General features: G+C 71.6%; 14 protein-coding genes. 6 read left to right on the forward strand and 8 right to left on the reverse strand.

Features of this window, described 5'->3' with window-relative positions; genetic code table 11:
* The first annotated feature begins 664 nt into the window (after positions 1 to 664).
* The 3 genes from MKK69_RS25540 (at position 665) to MKK69_RS25550 (ending at position 4,151) form a co-directional block, all read left to right on the forward strand.
* Positions 665 to 1,159 carry a MucR family transcriptional regulator gene (locus MKK69_RS25540; RefSeq protein ID WP_243972596.1) on the forward strand — a complete coding sequence of 165 codons (495 nt, stop codon included), beginning with the start codon at positions 665 to 667 and terminating at the stop codon, positions 1,157 to 1,159.
* Between the two features lie 130 nt (positions 1,160 to 1,289).
* Positions 1,290 to 2,747, forward strand: coding sequence for a Do family serine endopeptidase (locus MKK69_RS25545; RefSeq protein WP_243972598.1), 1,458 nt, complete (start codon positions 1,290 to 1,292; stop codon positions 2,745 to 2,747).
* 60 nt (positions 2,748 to 2,807) lie between these two features.
* Entirely contained in the window at positions 2,808 to 4,151 is a 1,344-nt protein-coding gene (locus MKK69_RS25550) for a replication-associated recombination protein A (RefSeq protein ID WP_243972600.1), read from the forward strand.
* A gap of 84 nt (positions 4,152 to 4,235) precedes the next feature.
* On the opposite strand, the gene MKK69_RS25555 is transcribed toward MKK69_RS25550, so the two are convergent.
* A complete protein-coding gene (locus MKK69_RS25555) occupies positions 4,236 to 4,700 on the reverse strand; it encodes an Lrp/AsnC ligand binding domain-containing protein (protein ID WP_243972619.1) in 465 nt (154 codons plus the stop codon).
* A gap of 253 nt (positions 4,701 to 4,953) precedes the next feature.
* Here MKK69_RS25555 and MKK69_RS25560 point away from each other — a divergent pair, with 253 nt between their 5' ends.
* Both MKK69_RS25560 and ggt read left to right on the forward strand, forming a co-directional pair.
* Complete coding sequence (locus MKK69_RS25560; protein ID WP_243972602.1) at positions 4,954 to 5,964, forward strand: 1-aminocyclopropane-1-carboxylate deaminase; 1,011 nt, start codon at positions 4,954 to 4,956, stop codon at positions 5,962 to 5,964.
* Positions 5,965 to 6,092: 128 nt separating this feature from the next.
* Positions 6,093 to 7,862, forward strand: a complete 1,770-nt coding sequence (gene ggt / locus MKK69_RS25565) for a gamma-glutamyltransferase (RefSeq protein WP_243972604.1) — start codon at positions 6,093 to 6,095, stop codon at positions 7,860 to 7,862.
* A gap of 80 nt (positions 7,863 to 7,942) precedes the next feature.
* Here the strand turns inward: ggt and purD are convergent, their stop codons facing one another.
* From purD to MKK69_RS25580, 3 genes are all read right to left on the reverse strand, one after another.
* Complete coding sequence (gene purD, locus MKK69_RS25570; RefSeq protein WP_243972605.1) at positions 7,943 to 9,217, reverse strand: phosphoribosylamine--glycine ligase; 1,275 nt, start codon at positions 9,215 to 9,217, stop codon at positions 7,943 to 7,945.
* 96 nt (positions 9,218 to 9,313) lie between these two features.
* On the reverse strand, positions 9,314 to 9,652 hold the full coding sequence (locus MKK69_RS25575) for a hypothetical protein (protein WP_243972607.1): 339 nt from the start codon (positions 9,650 to 9,652) through the stop codon (positions 9,314 to 9,316).
* A gap of 74 nt (positions 9,653 to 9,726) precedes the next feature.
* A complete protein-coding gene (locus MKK69_RS25580; RefSeq protein ID WP_279598619.1) occupies positions 9,727 to 10,953 on the reverse strand; it encodes an oxalate decarboxylase family bicupin in 1,227 nt (408 codons plus the stop codon).
* A 191-nt stretch (positions 10,954 to 11,144) separates the two neighbouring features.
* On the opposite strand from MKK69_RS25580, the gene MKK69_RS25585 reads away from it, so the two are divergent.
* Complete coding sequence (locus MKK69_RS25585; protein ID WP_243972609.1) at positions 11,145 to 12,416, forward strand: efflux RND transporter periplasmic adaptor subunit; 1,272 nt, start codon at positions 11,145 to 11,147, stop codon at positions 12,414 to 12,416.
* 60 nt (positions 12,417 to 12,476) lie between these two features.
* Here MKK69_RS25585 and MKK69_RS25590 read toward each other — a convergent pair whose 3' ends face one another.
* The 4 genes from MKK69_RS25590 to MKK69_RS25605 form a co-directional block, all read right to left on the reverse strand.
* Complete coding sequence (locus MKK69_RS25590) at positions 12,477 to 13,418, reverse strand: dihydrodipicolinate synthase family protein (protein WP_243972611.1); 942 nt, start codon at positions 13,416 to 13,418, stop codon at positions 12,477 to 12,479.
* Positions 13,419 to 13,510: 92 nt separating this feature from the next.
* Positions 13,511 to 15,775, reverse strand: coding sequence for a xanthine dehydrogenase family protein molybdopterin-binding subunit (locus MKK69_RS25595; RefSeq protein WP_243972613.1), 2,265 nt, complete (start codon positions 15,773 to 15,775; stop codon positions 13,511 to 13,513).
* A gap of 10 nt (positions 15,776 to 15,785) precedes the next feature.
* A complete protein-coding gene (locus MKK69_RS25600) occupies positions 15,786 to 16,826 on the reverse strand; it encodes an FAD binding domain-containing protein (RefSeq protein WP_243972615.1) in 1,041 nt (346 codons plus the stop codon).
* Positions 16,823 to 17,326, reverse strand: a complete 504-nt coding sequence (locus MKK69_RS25605; protein WP_243972617.1) for a (2Fe-2S)-binding protein — start codon at positions 17,324 to 17,326, stop codon at positions 16,823 to 16,825. The genes MKK69_RS25600 and MKK69_RS25605 overlap by 4 nt, the downstream gene beginning before the upstream one ends.
* Between the last annotated feature and the right edge of the window lie 289 nt (positions 17,327 to 17,615).

Below are 17,615 nucleotides of genomic sequence, written 5' to 3' on the forward strand. Positions count from 1 at the left end.
AGCCCGGTAGCTCGTCAGGCTCATAACCTGAAGGTCACAGGTTCAAATCCTGTCCCCGCAACCAAACACACCAACACAACACACCACGACACAGCCCCAACCCGAACCCCCGCCGGATCGAAAGATCCCGCGGGGGTTTGCCGTTGGGCATAGGGCTGATGCCGGGGTAGCACCGCCCCGCGTCAAGAACGGGCCGGCCTCCAGGCTGCGATCCCTCGGCCGTCGCACAGGCCACCGGAATCCGGCCCGCCGCTCGAGACACCTTGGCCCCCCGTCCGGGCCGAGGCTCGCTTCGCCACGGGCCGTCACGGCCGGGATCGTCTCCGATCCTCGGGCTCGGTGGACAGGCTCACAGCCCCTCTGCAACCCCTGACCCATCCCTGCCCGCGGTGTCGTCGCGTTCCGCCTGTAAAGAGCAGGTGCGGTCGCATCGGACGATCGGCGCAGCAATATCGATTGCGCACAAATAACTTCATATCAGACCATTTTCCTTCAGGTTGGATTTCTGAGACGGATATTCTTACGTCTTGTTCGCTACTACAGGTCAGATTCGGAATTTCGACTTGACCAACCCGGCAAATGCGCTTGTATCGAGCGACCGAGTCGCGACGCAGTGCTTGCGTTCTGGCGAGTTTCGTCAACACGGGAAGGCAACGCTCAAGACATGGTTCACCCGAACGACAGCAACATCCGCTTCGTCACGCTCGCCTCCGAGATCGTCTCGGCCTACGTGATCCACAATCACATTCAGAGCGCGGATCTGCCGAAGCTCCTCACCGATGTTCACGAGACGCTTCGCGGCCTCTGTTCCGGCGGCGTCAGCGCGTTAGTCGCCAGGGCGACCGCGCAGGAGATCCGGCGCTCGGTGAGCGCGGACTTCCTGATCTCGTTCGAGGACGGGAAGCCCTACAAGACCCTGCGCCGTCACCTCACCCTGCGCGGGCTGACCCCCGAAGCCTACCGCGCCAAGTGGGGCCTCCCCGTCGATTACCCCATGACGGCCCAGACATATTCCGAGCAACGCTCACAGCTGGCCCGCTCTCTGGGGCTCGGACACCAACAGCAGCGTCGGGACACCGCCGTGCCGACGGTCGAACCGGAGCCTGCGCCGCCCCCGCCCGCCAGGAAGAGCCGGGCGCGCGGCAAGGAGATCGCCTGACCGGATCCCGGCCCCTTGCGGCGACGGTGTCGTGGACCTGCCGCAATCGGTCACGATAGCGTAGGGGTGCGCGGCGCGCGCCCCTCGTCCCGGCCTGGACGGCGTGCCCGCCCTGACGCCGGAGCCCTGCATGCTGAACCGCCTCGCCCTGCCCGCCCTCGTCGCAGTCCTGATGGCCGCCGGCCCGGCCGCGGCCCAGATGGCGCGCACCGAGGCGCGGGACGCCGTCAAGGACGGGACGGCCAAGGCCGTGCCGCTCAGCAAGGCCGACGTGCAGCTCTCCTTCGCCCCGGTGGTGAAGCGGGCCGCACCCTCGGTGGTGAACGTCTACGCCTCCCACGTGGAGAAGAGCTCCAGCGCGCGCTCCAGCGCCATGGAGGAGTTCATGCGCCGCTTCTTCGGCGAGCCGGAGGGGGGCCGGGGACCGCGGGGCGACCGGGCCCAGAAATCCCTGGGCTCGGGGGTGCTGGTCGATGCCGACGGGCTCGTCATCACCAACAACCACGTCATCGACAACATGAACGAGGTGCGGATCGCGCTGGCGGACCGGCGGGAGTTCGAGGCCGCCATCGTGATGCGCGACACCCGCACCGACCTCGCCGTGCTCAAGATCAAGGAGCCGCCGAAGAACCTCGTGCCGATGCCCTTCGGCGACGCCGACGCCCTCGAGGTCGGCGATTTCGTGATGGCGATCGGCAACCCGTTCGGCGTCGGCCAGACCGTGACGCAGGGCATCGTCTCGGCGCTGGCGCGCACGCAGGTCGGCTCGGCGGACTACCAGTACTTCATCCAGACCGACGCGGCGATCAACCCGGGCAATTCGGGCGGCGCGCTGGTCGACCTGCGCGGCCAGCTGGTCGGCATCAACACGGCGATCTACTCGCAGTCGGGCGGCAGCCACGGCATCGGCTTCGCGATCCCGGTGGGCATGGTCAAGGCGGTGGTCGACGCCGCCCGCGACGGGGCGAGCGTCGTGCGCCGGCCCTGGCTCGGCGCACGCATCCAGAGCGTCACCCCCGACATCGCCGACAGCATGGGCCTCGACCATCCGACCGGCGTGCTGGTGGCGAGCCTGCAGGCCAAGAGCCCGGCCGACGAGGCGGGCCTGAAGCGCGGCGACCTGATCCTCACGGTCGACGGCCAGGAGGTCGCCGACCCGGAGGCGTTCGGGTACCGCTTCGCGCTCAAGGGCGTCCAGGGCCAGGCCCGGTTCGGGATCCTGCGCGGCACGGCCCGCCAGACCGTCGCGGTCAAGCTCGCCCCGGCCCCCGAGACGCGCCCGCGCGACGTGCTCAAGGTGAAGACCCGCTCGCCCTTCCTGGGCGCGACGCTGGTCAACACCTCGCCGGCGGTGGCCGAGGAGATGCAGGTCGACTTCCCCGCCGACGGCGTGGCCGTGCAGGCGGTGGACGAGAACTCCGTCGCGGCCCGGGTCGGGCTGCAGCGGGGCGACCTGATCGTGGCGGTCAACGGCGTGCCGATGGCGACCACCAAGGATCTCGACCGGGTCACCCGCAACAGCCTCAATTCCTGGGAGGTCGCGATCAACCGCAACGGCGAGGTCCTGACCTCGGTGTTCGGGGGCTGATCCCGCGCGATTGCCGGCGACCGGCTTGCGCCCCCGCCCGCGCCCGGTGTTGATGCGCGGATGTCCGACCTGTTCGCCTCCGCGGAGCCCCCAGCCACGCCGGATCCCGGGCGCGCGCCCGGCCCCGAGGCAGCCCGCCCCCTCGCGGACCGGCTGCGGCCGCAGAGCCTCACCGAGGTCGTCGGTCAGGAGCACCTGACCGGCGAGGGCGGCAGCCTCACCCGCCTCCTGCGCGGAAAGAGCCTCGGCTCGCTGATCTTCTGGGGACCGCCCGGCACCGGCAAGACCACCGTGGCGCGGCTGCTCGCCCAGGGCACCGACCTGCATTTCGAGCAGATCTCGGCGATCTTTTCCGGTGTGCCCGAGCTGCGCAAGGTGTTCGAGGCCGCCCGCAGGCGCCGGGCGGCCGGACAGGCGACCCTGCTGTTCGTCGACGAGATCCACCGGTTCAACCGGGCGCAGCTCGACGCCTTCCTGCCGGTGATGGAGGACGGTACCGTCACCCTGGTCGGCGCCACCACCGAAAACCCCTCCTTCGAGCTGAACGCGGCCCTCCTGTCCCGCGCCCGGGTGCTGCTGTTCCGCGCCCTCGATCCGGGGGCGATCGCCCGGCTGCTGGTCCGAGCCGAGGCGCTGACCGAACAGGCCCTGCCGCTCACCGAGGAGGCCCGCGGCGTGCTGGTGCGGATGGCCGACGGCGACGGCCGGGCGGCGCTGACGCTTGCCGAGGAGGTCTGGCGCTCGGCGCAACCGGGCGAGACCCTCGACGCCGAAGAGTTACAAAGAATCGTGCAGCGGCGGGCGCCGATCTACGACAAGGCGCAGGAGGGCCACTACAACCTGATCTCGGCGCTGCACAAGACCGTGCGCGGCTCGGATCCGGACGCGGCGCTCTACTATCTCTGCCGGATGCTCGATGCCGGCGAGGACCGGCTGTTCATCGCCCGCCGGCTGGTCCGGATGGCCGTGGAGGATATCGGGCTCGCCGACCCGCAGGCCCTGGTGGTGGCCAACGCCGCCAAGGACGCGTTCGACTTCCTCGGCAGTCCGGAGGGCGAATTGGCGCTGGCGCAGGCCGCGCTCTACCTCGCCTGCGCGCCGAAATCGAACGCCGTCTACGAGGCCTACAAGGCCGCGACCCGGCTCGCCAAGGAAGCGGGCTCCCTGCCGCCGCCGCGCACCATCCTCAACGCGTCGACCAAGCTGATGAAGCGGATCGGCTACGGCGAGGGCTACCGCTACGACCACGACGAGCCCGACGCCTTCTCGGGCCAGGATTACTGGCCCGACGCGCTGGGGCGCCAGCACCTCTACCAGCCCACAGAGCGCGGCTACGAGAGCCGCCTGGCCGAGCGGCTGGAGCGGTGGGAAACGCTGCGCAAGGCGCGGCGCGGGGAGGGGTAGGCCGCCCCCGTCCCGGGGTTCCCAAGGGCATGCAGCCCCCTGGCGGGTGATCCGGCCGGAGCCCGGATGCGGCGGCCCCGCGTGTCACAGGGCCAGCGGCGCGTTGTCGATCACCTCCTTCATCACGAAGAAGGTCCGGGTCTGGCGCACCCCCGGCAGGCCGATCAGCGTGGCGCTGTGGAGCCGGTTGAAATCGGCCATGTCGGAGACGCGGATTTTCAGGATGTAGTCGAAGTCGCCGGCCACGAGATGGCAGTCGAGCAGCACCGGGATCGCCCGCACGGCGGCCTCGAACTCCGAGAAGCTCTCGGGGGTCGAGCGGTCGAGAACGACGCCGACGAAGACAAGGGTGCCCCGCCCGACCCGGGCCGGGTCGATCAGCGCCCGGACCGCCCGCACGAACCCGTCCGCGAACAGGCGCTGGATCCGCCGGTGGCAGGTGGCCGCGCTGGTGCCGGAGCGCTCGGCGATCTCGGCATTGGCCATGCGGCCGTCCGCCTGCAGCAGGCGCAGGATCTTCTGGTCGATCCGGTCGAGCCCTGCAGCCATGGTGGATTCTTTCACCTTGGATCCCGAATTCGAAATCCTTTGCGGCATCTCGGCCTGGCAATGCAAGTGTCAGACCTTCGACGCGGAAAGATCGAGAGCACCTTCCGGCCGACGTCTGGTAGTTTTCCTCGGCGCCTCGCAGACGAACCGGTTTCCCCCCCGATCCGGCCGTCCTGTGGGCGTCGCCTCGACGCATCCGGGCCGGGCCGAGACCGCTTCGGCCTGGATGCGTCCCGAGCCCCGGAGAGACCCGATGCTGGACCAATTCGAGCGCTATCCCCTGACCTTCGGCCCGACGCCGATCGAGCCGCTCAAGCGTCTCACCGCCCATCTCGGCGGCGAAGTCGAACTCTACGCCAAGCGCGAGGATTGCAATTCCGGCCTCGCCTATGGCGGCAACAAGCTGCGCAAGCTCGAATACATCGTGCCGGACGCGATCAAGAGCGGGGCCGACACGCTGGTGTCGATCGGCGGCGTGCAGTCGAACCACACCCGCATGGTCGCGGCGGTGGCCGCCAAGATCGGCATGAAGTGCCGGCTGATCCAGGAGGCCTGGGTGCCCCACGAGGATGCCGTCTACGATCGGGTCGGCAACATCCTCCTGTCGCGGATCATGGGCGCGCAGACGCAGCTCGTCGATGACGGGTTCGATATCGGCATCCGCGACAGCTGGAAGCGCGCGCTGGCCGAGGTCGAGGCCGAGGGCGGCAAGCCCTACGCGATCCCGGCGGGCGCCTCGGTGCACAAGTACGGCGGGCTCGGCTATGTCGGCTTCGCCGAGGAGGTGCGCAAGCAGGAGGCCGAGATGGGCCTGCGCTTCGACTACGTGGTGGTCTGCACAGTCACCGGCTCGACCCATGCCGGCATGCTGGTCGGCTTCTCCGCAGACGGGCGCGCCCGCAACGTCATCGGCATCGACGCCTCCTGCACCCCGGACCAGACCAAGGCCCAGGTGCTCGACATCGCCCAGAACACCGCCGCCCTGGTCGGCGCGGGCGACATCGTGGCCGACGACGTCGTGCTCAACGCGGATTACGCCTACCCGGTCTACGGCGTGCCCTCGAAGGAGACCGTGGATGCGATCCGGCTCTCGGCTCGGCTCGAGGGAATGATCACCGACCCGGTCTACGAGGGGAAGTCGATGCAGGGCATGATCGACCTCGTGAAGAAGGGCTTCTTCCCGAAGGGCGCGAAGGTGCTCTACGCCCATCTCGGCGGCGCGCCGGCGCTGAACGGCTACAGCTACACCTTCCGCAACGGCTGAAGCCGGGCAAACGCGGCTCCCATCCCTCCCCACCTCCTGATCCCAGGATGAAGTGGAGGGTCGGAGCGGCGACTCTGGCGTGTGGTCCCCTATATGGCGGCGCGGGACCCGAACCGGAGAGGGCAGGGATGATCGCACTGGCACGCGCGCTGTTCCTGGCCGCCCTGCTCACCCTCGCAAGTCCCGCGGCCCGGGCCGCCTCGGGACCGGCGGTCGAGGCCGAGAACGGGATGGTGGTCTCGTCCCAGCGCCTCGCCTCGCAGGTCGGGGCCGAGATCCTGAAGGCCGGCGGCAACGCCGTCGATGCCGCGGTGGCGGTGGCCTACGCCGAGGCGGTGGTGAACCCGTGCTGCGGCAATCTCGGCGGCGGCGGCTTCCTGGTGCTCCACCGCGCCGACGGCCCGAGCCGGTTCATCAATTTCCGCGAGACCGCGCCGGCCGCCGCGACCGGGGACATGTATCTCGACGCCGCCGGCAAAGTCGTGAAGGGGGCGAGCCTGCGCGGCTGGAAGGCCGCCGGGGTGCCCGGGACCGTGCTCGGCCTCAACACCGCCCTCGCCGCATACGGGACCCTGCCGCTGGCCCGGGTGATGGCCCCGGCGATCGCGCTGGCCCGGGACGGATTCGTGCTGACCCGGGGCGACACCGACATCCTCGAATCCGGCACCACGCTGTTCGCCGCTCAAGCGAACGTCGCCCGCGTGTTCCTGCGCCCGGACGGGAGCCCCTGGCGGCCCGGGGACAGGCTGGTCCAGGCCGACCTCGCCCGCACCCTCCAGGCCATCGCCGAGGGCGGGTCGGACGCCTTCTACAGGGGCGCCGTCCCCGAGGCCGTCGCGGCGGCCTCCCGGGCGGGGGGCGGCCTGCTGACGGCGGCCGATTTCGCCGCCTACACGGTGACCGAGTCGGAGCCGCTGACCTGCCGCTACCGGGGGGCGACCATCCTGTCGGCGCCGCCGCCCTCGTCCGGCGGCACGACGCTCTGCGAGATCCTCGGCATCCTCGACGGCTACGACCTGCGGGCGGCGGGCTTCAACTCCGCCCGGAGCGTCCACGTGATGGTCGAGGCGATGCGGCGCGCCTATGCCGACCGCAACCTGCTGCTCGGCGATCCGGCCTTCGTCGACAATCCGGTCGCCCGGCTCCTGTCGCCGGCCTATGCGGAGACGCTCCGGGCCTCGATCCGGCCGGACCGGGCGACCCCCTCGGCCGAGATCCGCCCGGATCCCGGCCTGGAGACGCGGGAGCGGGCCGAGACCACCCACATCTCGGTGATGGACAGGGCCGGCAACGCGGTCTCGCTGACCTACACGATCAACGGCTATTTCGGCGCCGGAGTGATCGCCCCCGGCACGGGCTTCTTCCTCAACGACGAGATGGACGACTTCACGGTCAAGACCGGGGTGCCGAACCTGTTCGGCCTCGTGCAGGGGACCAAGAACGCGATCCAGCCGGGCAAGCGCCCGCTCTCGTCCATGGCTCCGACCCTGGTGCTGCGGGACGGCAAAGTCGTGATGGTGGCGGGCTCCCCGGGGGGCTCGCGGATCATCACGATCACGGCCCAGACCATCCTCAACATGCTGGATTTCGGAATGGAACCGCAGGAGGCGGTGGACGCCCCGCGCATCCACCACCAGTGGCTGCCCGACACGGTCTATGCCGAACCCTTCGCGCTCTCGGCGGATACACAGGCGATCCTGAAGGGCATGGGACACATCATCCACGAGCAGAAGCCCTGGGGCGCGCAGGAGCTCATCGCGGTGCGCGGCGCAGGGCCGGCCGCGCCGGAGGCGGCCTCCTCGGGCAACGACGCCTCGCGCACGGAGCGGATGCGGCCGGACCTGCTCTACGGCGCCAACGACAACCGGAGGCCGGCCGGGGCGGCGATCGGCGAGTAGGGGTTTCCGAGGGGCGAGCCCTTTGGCGGGGCGTCGGGGCAGGGCCCCGACATTCGGGCTTCGCCCGGGACCGGGACTGTTCAGCCCTGGCCGGCCTCCCGCGCCACGGCCCGGAACCCGATGTCGCGCCGGCAGAACCCTTCGGGCCAGTCGATCCGGGCTACCGCCGCATAGGCGCGGGCCTGGGCGTCGGTGACGCTGTGGCCGAGCGCCGTGACCGCCAGCACCCGGCCGCCATCGGCCAGGAGCTGTCCGTCCTCGGCCCGGGTGCCGGCCTGGAACACGTGGACGCCCTCGCCCTCGGCCGCCTCGATCCCCCGGATTACCGAGCCCCGGACCACGGCGCCCGGATAGCCGGCGGCCGCCATCACCACGGTGAGCGCGGCCCGGTGGGCGTCGAATTCCAGGCTCACCCCGGACAGGTCGCCGTCGCAGGCCGAGAGCAGGGCCGGCACGAGGTCGGAGGCGAGGCGCGGCATCAGCACCTGCGCCTCGGGGTCGCCGAAGCGGGTGTTGTACTCGATCAGCTTCGGGCCATCCGCGGTGAGCATCAGGCCGGCGTAGAGGATGCCGGTGAACGGGCAGCCGCGCGCCCGCATGCCGGCGAGCGTCGGGGCGATGATCTCGGCCATGACCCGGGCCTCGATCTCCGGGGTGACGACCCGGGCCGGGGAATAGGCGCCCATGCCGCCGGTGTTGGGGCCGCGGTCGCCGTCGAACACGCGCTTGTGGTCCTGGGCGGTGCCGAGGGGGATCGCCCGCGTGCCGTCGCACAGGGCGAAGAAGCTCGCCTCCTCGCCGAACAGGCATTCCTCGACCACCACCTCGGCGCCCGGCTCGGCGAACAGGGCGGTGAGCGCGTCCTCGGCCTGATCCAGGGTCTCGGCGACGGTGACGCCCTTGCCGGCGGCGAGCCCGTCGGCCTTCACGACGATCGGGGCGCCCTGCCGGCGGGTATAGGCCAGGGCCGGCTCCAGCGCCGTGAAGCGCGCGAAGGCGGCGGTGGGGATGCCGCAGGCGGCGCAGAGGTCCTTGGTGAAGCCCTTCGAGCCCTCGAGCCGGGCGGCGTCGCGGGTGGGCCCGAAGGCGCGGATCCCGGCGGCCGTCAGGTCGTCGACCAGCCCGGCGACGAGGGGGGCCTCGGGCCCGACCACCACGAGGCCGATCGCCTCCGCGGCGCAGAAGGCCGCGACCGCATCGTGGTCCGCGACCGTGAGCTCCGGCCGGTTGGTGCCGTGGCGGCCCGTGCCGGGATTGCCCGGCGCCGTGAACAGGCGGGTGCACAGGGGGCTCTGGGCGAGGCGCCAGGCCAGGGCGTGCTCACGGCCGCCGGAGCCGATCAGCAGGATGTTCATGCGCACGCCACCATGGGCTGAGCTTCTGGGCGAAGCCTGTCGGCGGGGAAAGGATTTTTTCGGGCTTTCCCCGCTCTGCCCAGCCTTTCCGGCCGCTCAGCAGCCGGTGCACACGCTCGTGTTGATGCCGCCGCCCCGCCGCACGATCCCGTCCCGGCTGAGATGCCGGCCGATATGCGCGCCGGCATGCCGGCCCCCGTAGAGGCCCCGGCCGGGCAGATAGGGGGCGTAGGGCTCGAACTGGACGTTGCGCTGGATCGACTGGTTCAGCGTGTTGAAATCCGTGACCCGCTGCTGGTTGAGCGTGCGGATCTGGCTCTGCAGGCCGAACGAGGCGTTGGCGGCGTTCGGGTCGTTCTGCTGCACCTGCGCCCAGGCGGCGCCCGCCGGGAAGGCGAGCGCCAGGGCGAGGAGCGCGCGGGACGCGGCGCGCATGGCTGTCTCCGTGCTCCGTAGCGGGATGTCTATCGGGGTCGACGCCCCAGGATCGGGCCGGGTTCCGGGGCGCGTCAACCGGACACGACGGGTGATTTCGTCTGCGGCAGGGCATCGATCTGCTTGGGATCCATCCCGAGATGGGCCTGGACCAGGGGGTGCGGGGTCAGCGCCAGCCATTGCGTCAGCGAGACATCGGCGTAGCGCGGGCTCTTGAACATCTCCAGGAAGGTGAGCGTCGTGTCGCCGGTGTTCTCGATGTAGTGGCCCATGGCGAAGGGCACGTAGCCCACGTCGCCCGCCTGGTAGTCGAAGGTGCGGGCCTTCGATTCCGAGCCGAACACCGTCATCCGGCCCGTGCCCGAGAGGTAGTACTGCCACTCGTCGCCGTTGGGGTGCCAGTGCAGCTCGCGCATGCCCCCGGGCTCGACCTCGACCAGCGCCGCGGCGATCGTCACGGAGGCCGGGAACACCGTGGAATCGGTGATGCGCACGCGCCCGCCCCTGGTCCGGATCGGCTCCTGCGCCAGCATCCGGTGGCTGAATGTTTTGGGGATCTGGCCGGCGCCGCCCATGAGGTCGGCCGAGAGCGGGCCGGGCGTCGGCCCGGGGAAGATGTAGAGTTCCTTCTCGGGGATCTTGGCGAAGGCGCTCTCGGGCAGGCCGAAATTCTTGGCCAGGATGTCTTTGGGCGTGTGCGCCAGCCAATCGGTCAGCAGGAAGGTCGAATCCTCCGAGAACGCGCCGTCGTCGAACACGAGCAGGAACTCGCAGCCATCGACCCCGTCGGCCGACAGCCCCTGGATCGAATGCGGGATGCCGCCGGGGAAGTACCAGAGGTCGCCCTCGCCGACATCGTCCGCGAAGGTGCGCCCGTCCTGATCGACCGCGGTGATCCGGGCCTTGCCCTTGATCATGTAGGACCACTCGGCCTCCTTGTGCCAGTGCATCTCGCGGACCACCCCGGCCTTGAGGCGCATGTTGACTCCGGCCATGGCCTTCGAGACCGGCAATTCGCGGATCGTGGTCTGGCGCGCCCAGCCGCCCTCCTCCAGCCGCATGTGGCTGTCCGCGAAGGACCATTTCAGGTTCGGCATCGTGCCGTGGTCGGTGGCGGGCGGGGCCAGGGTGAACGGCTCCTCGGCGGCCCTGGGCTGGTTGCGCGGCCCCAGGATGTCGGCCCCCTTGGTGCCGCGCTCCGGCAGCGGGGCGGCGGGGCCGGAGGACTGCGCCGCCGCGGGGGACGCCATCATGGCGCCGCCCGCCGCGGCGATGATGGCGCGCCTGGAAATCTCGGTCATGGTCGATCGGTCCCTGATGTTCGGCAGGGTAACCGGGAGCGCGCCCGCAGGATCCGGCTCCGATCGTGCAGTGCGGCATCTCGCCCGGACCCCGCGGGCGGCCTATGTATTGAACAGAGCACTGGACGCATCCCGGCCGGTCGGCGAGCGCCGTGACGGCGGTCGATGCGCAGCGCGACCCGAGGGCGAGGATGGCGGACCGGAACAGTTCAGCGGCGGGCGAGGCCGGCCCGCGCGCGCATCGCGGCCGTGTCTGGTTCGCCCTCCTGGCGCTGGCGGGCGCCGGGTTTCTCGGATACCGCTACTGGCCGGACCAGTCCCGGGCGGCGAGCCCGCCGCAATCGGCCGAGGCGAAGCCGCCGACCGTGCGGGCGGCCGCGGCCGCGCGGGCCTCCGGCCCCCTGACCCTGACGCAGACCGGCACCACCCAGGCCTTCGACACCGCGAGCCTCTACCCGCGGGCGACCGGCTACATCGTCGCGCGGCAGGTCGATATCGGCTCGCATGTGCGAAAGGGCGACCTGCTGTTCCGGATCAGCGCCCCCGACCTCGACCAGCAGCTGGTCCAGGCGCAGGCGCAGGTGCTGCAGCTGCAGGCGGCGCTGATCCAGGCGCGGGCCATGGTCGACCAGGCCGAGGCCAACCGCCACCTCGCGGACGTGACCAACCGGCGGACCTCGACGCTGGCCGGCACCGGGGCCGAGACCCGGCAGAACGCCGACACGTCCCAGGCCGGCGTGCTCGCCCAGGCGGCCAATGTCGACGCGGTGAAGGCCGCCGTGAAGGTCGCCGAGGCCAACATCGCCGCCCAGGAGGCGCAGGTCGCCCGGCTCAAGGTCCTGACCGGCTTCGAGGAGATCCGCGCCCCCTTCGACGGGGTGGTGACGACCCGCAACAACGATGTCGGCGACGCGGTCACGGCGGACACGAATACGGGGATGCCCCTCCTGACGCTGGCCCGGGACGACGTGCTGCGCATGGCGGTGAACGTGCCGCTCTACGCCGCCGACGGGATCCGCGACGGGCTGAACGCCCGGGTCGAGGTGGCGCAGATCCCCGGAAAGATCTTCCCCGGCAAGGTGGCGCGCTCGTCGACGACGCTGCTCTCCTCCGCGCGCACGCTGGTGACGCAGGTCGACATCCCCAACCCGGACGGCGCGCTCCAGGCGGGCCTCTACATCACCGTCACGCTGGAGATCCCACGGGTCTCCCCCGCCGTGACGGTGCCGAACGACGCCCTGATCTTCGACCAGGACGGGACCCGCGTGGCGGTGGTCGAGACGGGAGCGGACGGGACCACGGTGGCGCGGATGCGGCCGGTGACGATCTTCCGCCAGACCCAGAGCCTGCTGGAACTGCGCACCGGCCTGTCCGGCGGCGAGCGGGTCATCGTCGGGCCCCCGGCCTCCCTGCGCGACGGGGACCGGGTGGCCCTGCGGCCGGAGGGCAAGGCGGGGGCCTGACCCGCCCGGCCTGCGGCACAAGACGATGCCCCAAAAGACGATGCCCCAGAAAACGACGCCCTATGCAGCCTGGAGCCTGGCCCGCGGATCGGTGCGGGCGAGGCGGGCCAGCAGGTACTCGACCTCGGCCTTCGCCTGGGGGGTGAGCGCCTGCGCGGGCTTGCGCTGCGCGTCGGAGGAAAAGATCCCCCGGCGCTGGAACACGTATTTGCGCACGGCGAGCCCGAGCGGGCCCTGCTGCTGCTCGTAGCGCAGATAGGGAAGGTGGGCGTCGAACAGGTCGTGGGCGGCGTCGCGGTCCCCGGCCCGGCCGAGGCGGACCACGTCGACCAGCATCTCCGGGAAGGCGTAGCCGGTATTGGCCCCGTCGGCGCCGCGCTCGGTCTCGAAATCCAGGAACAGGCCGCCATTGCCGACCAGGATGCTGATGTGGCGCATCGCGCCCGCGGCCTCGAAGCCGCGCAGGATCGAGATCTTCTCCAGCCCCGGCCAATCCTCGTGCTTGAGCATCACGCAGGAGGGATTGTCGGACACGATCCGGCGGATCACGCCGGGCGTCATCTGGACCGAGAAGGTGAGGGGATAGTCCTGCAGCACGAAGGGCACGTCCGGCCCGATCGCCTCGGCGGCGTTGCGGTAATAGCCGACCACCTGGTCGTCGGTGCGCAGGGTGTTGGGCGGCGCGATCATCACGCCGGCGGCGCCCAGTTCCATCACCTCCCGGGCCAGCGCCCGCATGGCCGCGAAGCCCGGCGCCGTGACGCCGACGATCACCGGCAGCCGTGTCCGCCCGAGGACGCGCTTGGCCACCGCGATGCCCTCGACGTGGTCGAGCTTGCCGGCCTCGCCGAGCTGGCCGAGGATCGTCAGGCCGTCGACCCCGGCGGCGCCGAAGAAATCGGTCATCCGGTCGAGGGAGGCCTCGTCGATCCGTCCGTCCGGGTGGAACGGCGTCGGGGCGATCGGCACGACGCCGCCGATATCGCTGGTGAGGAGGGGCATGCCGGTCTCCGCGCTGCTGCGGCGGCCGCCGGCCGCCGATGGCATGCCCCATACTAAAAAATCCCGGGCGCCGCGACGCGCCCGGAACGGATTCAGCCGAGCAGCTTGTCGAGCGTGATCGGCATCTCGCGCACCCGCACGCCGGTGGCGTGCCAGATCGCGTTGGCGATGGCCCCCACCGTGCCGGTGATGCCGATCTCGCCGACGCCCTTGACGCCCAGGGCGTTCACCACCGCGTCGTCCTCGTGGACCAGGATCGCCTCCATCGCGGGAATGTCGGCGTTCACCGGCACGTGGTATTCGGCGAGGTTGTCGTTGAGGAAGCGGCCGGTGCGCGGGTCCATCTCGGCCCGCTCGTGCAGGGCGAAGGACAGACCCCAGATCATCCCGCCGTAATACTGGCTCTGGACGAGGCGCGGGTTGATCACCCGGCCGGCCGCGAAGGCGCCGGTGAGGCGGCTCACCCGGATCTGGCCGAGGTCGGGATCGACCTTCACCTCGGCGAAGACCGCCCCGTGGGCGTGCATGGCGTAGGCCGCCTGCGCGGCCGGATCGGCCCCGGCCTTGCCCTGGCCCGCGATGCTGGACCGGCCGGCCCGCGCCAGGATGTCGGTGAAGGCTTCGCTCCGGCCCGGGTCGTCGCGCCGGGTCAGCCGCCCGTCCGCCGCGGTCACGCCGGCATTGCCCGCCCCGTAGAGCGGGGAGGCGGGGTCGTTGGTGGCGAGATCCGAGAGCTGCCGGATCACGTCGCCGGCGGCGGCGTGGATCGCCCCGCCCGCCGTGGCGGTGTGGCCCGAGCCCCCCGCGATGCCGGCATTCGGCAGATCCGAGGAGCCCATCCGGAAGGTGAGGGAATCCATCCCGATCCCGAGCCCGTCGGCGGCGATCTGGGCGAGCGCCGTCCAGGAACCCTGGCCCATGTCGATCGCCCCGAGCTCCACCGTGCCGGTGCCGTCGGCGCGGATCTCGGCCCGGGCCATGCCCTCGAAGATCAGCGCCGGGAAGGTGGCGGTGCCCATGCCGGTGCCGACCAGGAACCCGTCCGTGTCCCGGGTCTGGCGGGGCTGGAGCGGGCGCCCGGCCCAGCCGAACGCCGCGGCGCCGCGCCGGTAGCATTCGCGCAGGCCCTTGGAGGAGAACGGCTTGCCGGTGAGCGGCTCGACCTCGGCGTAGTTGGCGAGCCGGAACTCCAGCGGGTCCATGCCGAGTTCGTGCGCCATCTCGTCGAGCGCGCTCTCCAGGGCGACGCTGCCGGTGGCCTCGCCCGGGGCGCGCATGAACAGGGGCGTCCCGGTATCGAGCCGCACCGCCTCGTGCCGGATGGCGATGGCGGGGCTGGCATAGAGGGTGCTGGTCGCCCGTCCCGCCGGCTCGAAGAAATCGTCGAAGCTCGACGAGGCGGTGAGGATGTGGTGGTCGAGCGCGGTGAGCTTGCCGGCGGCGTCGGTGCCGAGCCGCAGCGTCTGGCGGGTCGGGCCGCGATGGCCCATCGGCCCGTACATCTGGGTCCGGGTCGGCACCAGCTTGACCGGCCGGCCGACGAGCTTGGCCGCCATGCAGGCGAGCACCTGTGGCCCGGCCGGGACACCCTTCGAGCCGAAGCCGCCGCCGAGATAGGGGCTCTCGATGTGGATGTCGTCGGCGTCGATGCCGAACAGCCCGGCGAGCCGGGCCTGCGACATGGCGAGCGCCTGGGTCGGCATGTACAGCGTCAGCCGGTCCCCGTCCCAGCTGGCCACGGCCGCGTGCGGCTCCATGGCGTTGTGGTACTGGGCCGGCGTCTCGTAGGTGGCCGCGATGGTTTTGTCCGCGGATGCGAGCCCCGCCTCGACGTCGCCGTCGCTCTCGGTCGCTGGCGCGCCGACGCCCACGGAGGGCGGCGTGAACACGTCGCCCGCGTCGAGGCCGATCCGCGGCGTCTCGGCCGCGTAGGTCGGGGCGAGCAGCCTCGCGCCCTCGGTGGCCGCCTCCAGGGTCTCGGCGATCACCACGGCGATCGGCTGGTTGGCGTAGCGGACCGTGTCGTTCTGCAGGAGGTCGAGGCGGAACGTGAACGGCCCGTCCTTGGCGTCCGGGTCCTTGGCGAGCGCCGGGGCGTGGCCCGGCCGCATCACCGCGACGACGCCGGGATGCGCCTCGGCGGCGGCCACGTCGAGGCCGGTGACCCGGCCCTTGGCGATCCGGGCGACGCAGAGCGCCGCGTGGAGCGTGCCGGGGGGCAGGTTGTCGGCGGAGAAGCGGGCCTGGCCCGTCACCTTGAGGGGGCCGTCGCGCCGGGTGAGCGGCTGGCCGATGCTGGAGCCGTGCCGGATCGCGCCGGCGGGGAGATTCGATACAGGCGTGGAGGTCGCGGTCATGCGGGTCTCCTCAGACGATGCCGAACGGGGAGGCGGGGAGCGCCGGGATCCGGGCGGGCGTGCCCGCGGCGGCCTGGGTGAGCGCGCGGACCGCCACCCGGCGGGCGAGCTCGATCTTGAAGGCGTTGGCCTCGCCGGTGGGCTTGGCGCCGGCGAGCGCCGCGTCGGCGGCCCTCGCGAAAACCTCGGGGGCGGGCGCCTGGCCGGCGAGCGCGGCTTCCGCCTCCGCCACCCGCCAGGGCTTCAGGGCCAGCCCGCCGAGGGCGAGCCGGACCCGGCCGATCCGCTCGCCGTCGAAGGTGAGGGCGGCGGCGGCCGAGACCACCGCGAAGGCGTAGGAGGTGCGGTCGCGGACCTTCAGGTAGCGGGCATGGCCCCGGAAGGATTCCGCCTCCGGGGGCAGGCGCAGGGCGGTGATCAGCTCGCCGGGCCGCAGGTCTGTCTCCCGCTCCGGATGGTCGCCGGGCAGGCGGTGGAACGCGGTCAGCGGCACCGCCCGGGCGCCGTCCGGCCCGGCGATCTCCACCACCGCGTCGAGGGCGGCGAGGGGCACGCAGAAGTCGGAGGGGTGGGTGGCGATGCAGTGCTCGCTCCAGCCCTGGACCGCGTGGATGCGGGTGGCGTGCCCCAGGGCCGCGCAGCCGGAGCCGGGCGCGCGCTTGTTGCAGGGGGAGACGGCGTCGGTGAAGTACGGGCAGCGGGTGCGCTGCATCAGGTTGCCGCCGACGGTGGCGGCGTTGCGCAGCTGCGCCGAGGCGCCGGCCAGCAGGGCTTCGGCTACCATCGGGTAGGTCTTTTCGAACATCGCGTCGTGCGCGAGGTCGCTGTTGCGCACCAGGGCGCCGATCCGGGTGCCGCCGTCCGGCAGCCGCTCGATCGCCGAGAGGCCGGGCAGCCGGGTGATGTCGACGATCCGGGCCGGGGCGGTGACGCCGCCCTTCATCAGGTCGACCAGGTTGGTGCCGGCGGCGAGATAGGCGGTGTCGGGCTGCTGCCCGGCCGCCACGGCCTCCGGCAGGCTCGCGGGGCGGATGTAGTCGAACTGCCTCACGCCGCGTCCTCCCGCTGCTCGGTCCGGGCCGAGGCCGCCTGCGAAGCCTCCTGCACCGCGTCCAGGATGCCCGCATAGGCGCCGCAGCGGCAGAGATTGCCGCTCATGCCCTCGCGGATCCGCTCGGGATCTGTGCCGGCCTGGCCCTCGCGGATCAGCCCGACCGCGCTCATGATCTGGCCGGGGGTGCAGAAGCCGCACTGGAAGCCGTCATGGGCGATGAAGGCCGCCTGGACCGGATGGAGCCGGTCGCCCTCGGCCAGCCCCTCGATGGTCAGGATCTCGGCCCCGTCGAGGCTCGCGGCGAGCGTCAGGCAGCTGTTGATCCGCCGCCCGTCCACCAGCACCGTGCAGGCGCCGCACTGGCCGCGGTCGCAGCCCTTCTTGGCGCCGGTCAGGCCGAGGCGCTCGCGCAGGAGATCGAGGAGGGTGACGCGGGGATCGTCGAGGGCGATCTCGCGCGGCTGCCCGTTCAGGGTGAGCCTGAGGGGAATGGTCATGGGGGTCCCGGCTTGCAAAGGCTGGAACCGTTACAGATAGCCGGACCTTCGCCCCCGGCGAGGCCACGGGTGACGGCGATGTGCGCAACCTCACGATTCGTGCAGCTTGCGCCGATATGCTGACTTGACCGGGACGCGCGCGGACCCGATCCGGTCCGGAACGGGAAAGCGGGGACCCGCGGGTCCGCCGGGGTGACGCGACGGTGTCCTTCGGGTATCGCTTCCCCGGAGGCTTCGCCTCCGCCGGGCCCGTAGCTCAATGGTTAGAGCCGGCCGCTCATAACGGTCT

The sequence above is a fragment of the Methylobacterium sp. J-026 genome, from assembly GCF_022829585.1.
In the GTDB taxonomy this organism is placed as follows: Bacteria; Pseudomonadota; Alphaproteobacteria; order Rhizobiales; family Beijerinckiaceae; genus Methylobacterium.

What these genes read in the sequence shown, in the direction of transcription:
- MKK69_RS25540 (WP_243972596.1), top strand. Translation starts at nt 665, where the DNA reads ATGGTTCACCCGAACGACAGCAACATCCGCTTCGTCACGCTCGCCTCC.
- MKK69_RS25545 (WP_243972598.1), top strand. Translation starts at nt 1,290, where the DNA reads ATGCTGAACCGCCTCGCCCTGCCCGCCCTCGTCGCAGTCCTGATGGCC.
- MKK69_RS25550 (WP_243972600.1), top strand. Translation starts at nt 2,808, where the DNA reads ATGTCCGACCTGTTCGCCTCCGCGGAGCCCCCAGCCACGCCGGATCCC.
- MKK69_RS25555 (WP_243972619.1), bottom strand. Translation starts at nt 4,700, where the DNA reads ATGGCTGCAGGGCTCGACCGGATCGACCAGAAGATCCTGCGCCTGCTG.
- MKK69_RS25560 (WP_243972602.1), top strand. Translation starts at nt 4,954, where the DNA reads ATGCTGGACCAATTCGAGCGCTATCCCCTGACCTTCGGCCCGACGCCG.
- ggt (WP_243972604.1), top strand. Translation starts at nt 6,093, where the DNA reads ATGATCGCACTGGCACGCGCGCTGTTCCTGGCCGCCCTGCTCACCCTC.
- purD (WP_243972605.1), bottom strand. Translation starts at nt 9,217, where the DNA reads ATGAACATCCTGCTGATCGGCTCCGGCGGCCGTGAGCACGCCCTGGCC.
- MKK69_RS25575 (WP_243972607.1), bottom strand. Translation starts at nt 9,652, where the DNA reads ATGCGCGCCGCGTCCCGCGCGCTCCTCGCCCTGGCGCTCGCCTTCCCG.
- MKK69_RS25580 (WP_279598619.1), bottom strand. Translation starts at nt 10,953, where the DNA reads ATGACCGAGATTTCCAGGCGCGCCATCATCGCCGCGGCGGGCGGCGCC.
- MKK69_RS25585 (WP_243972609.1), top strand. Translation starts at nt 11,145, where the DNA reads ATGGCGGACCGGAACAGTTCAGCGGCGGGCGAGGCCGGCCCGCGCGCG.
- MKK69_RS25590 (WP_243972611.1), bottom strand. Translation starts at nt 13,418, where the DNA reads ATGCCCCTCCTCACCAGCGATATCGGCGGCGTCGTGCCGATCGCCCCG.
- MKK69_RS25595 (WP_243972613.1), bottom strand. Translation starts at nt 15,775, where the DNA reads ATGACCGCGACCTCCACGCCTGTATCGAATCTCCCCGCCGGCGCGATC.
- MKK69_RS25605 (WP_243972617.1), bottom strand. Translation starts at nt 17,326, where the DNA reads ATGACCATTCCCCTCAGGCTCACCCTGAACGGGCAGCCGCGCGAGATC.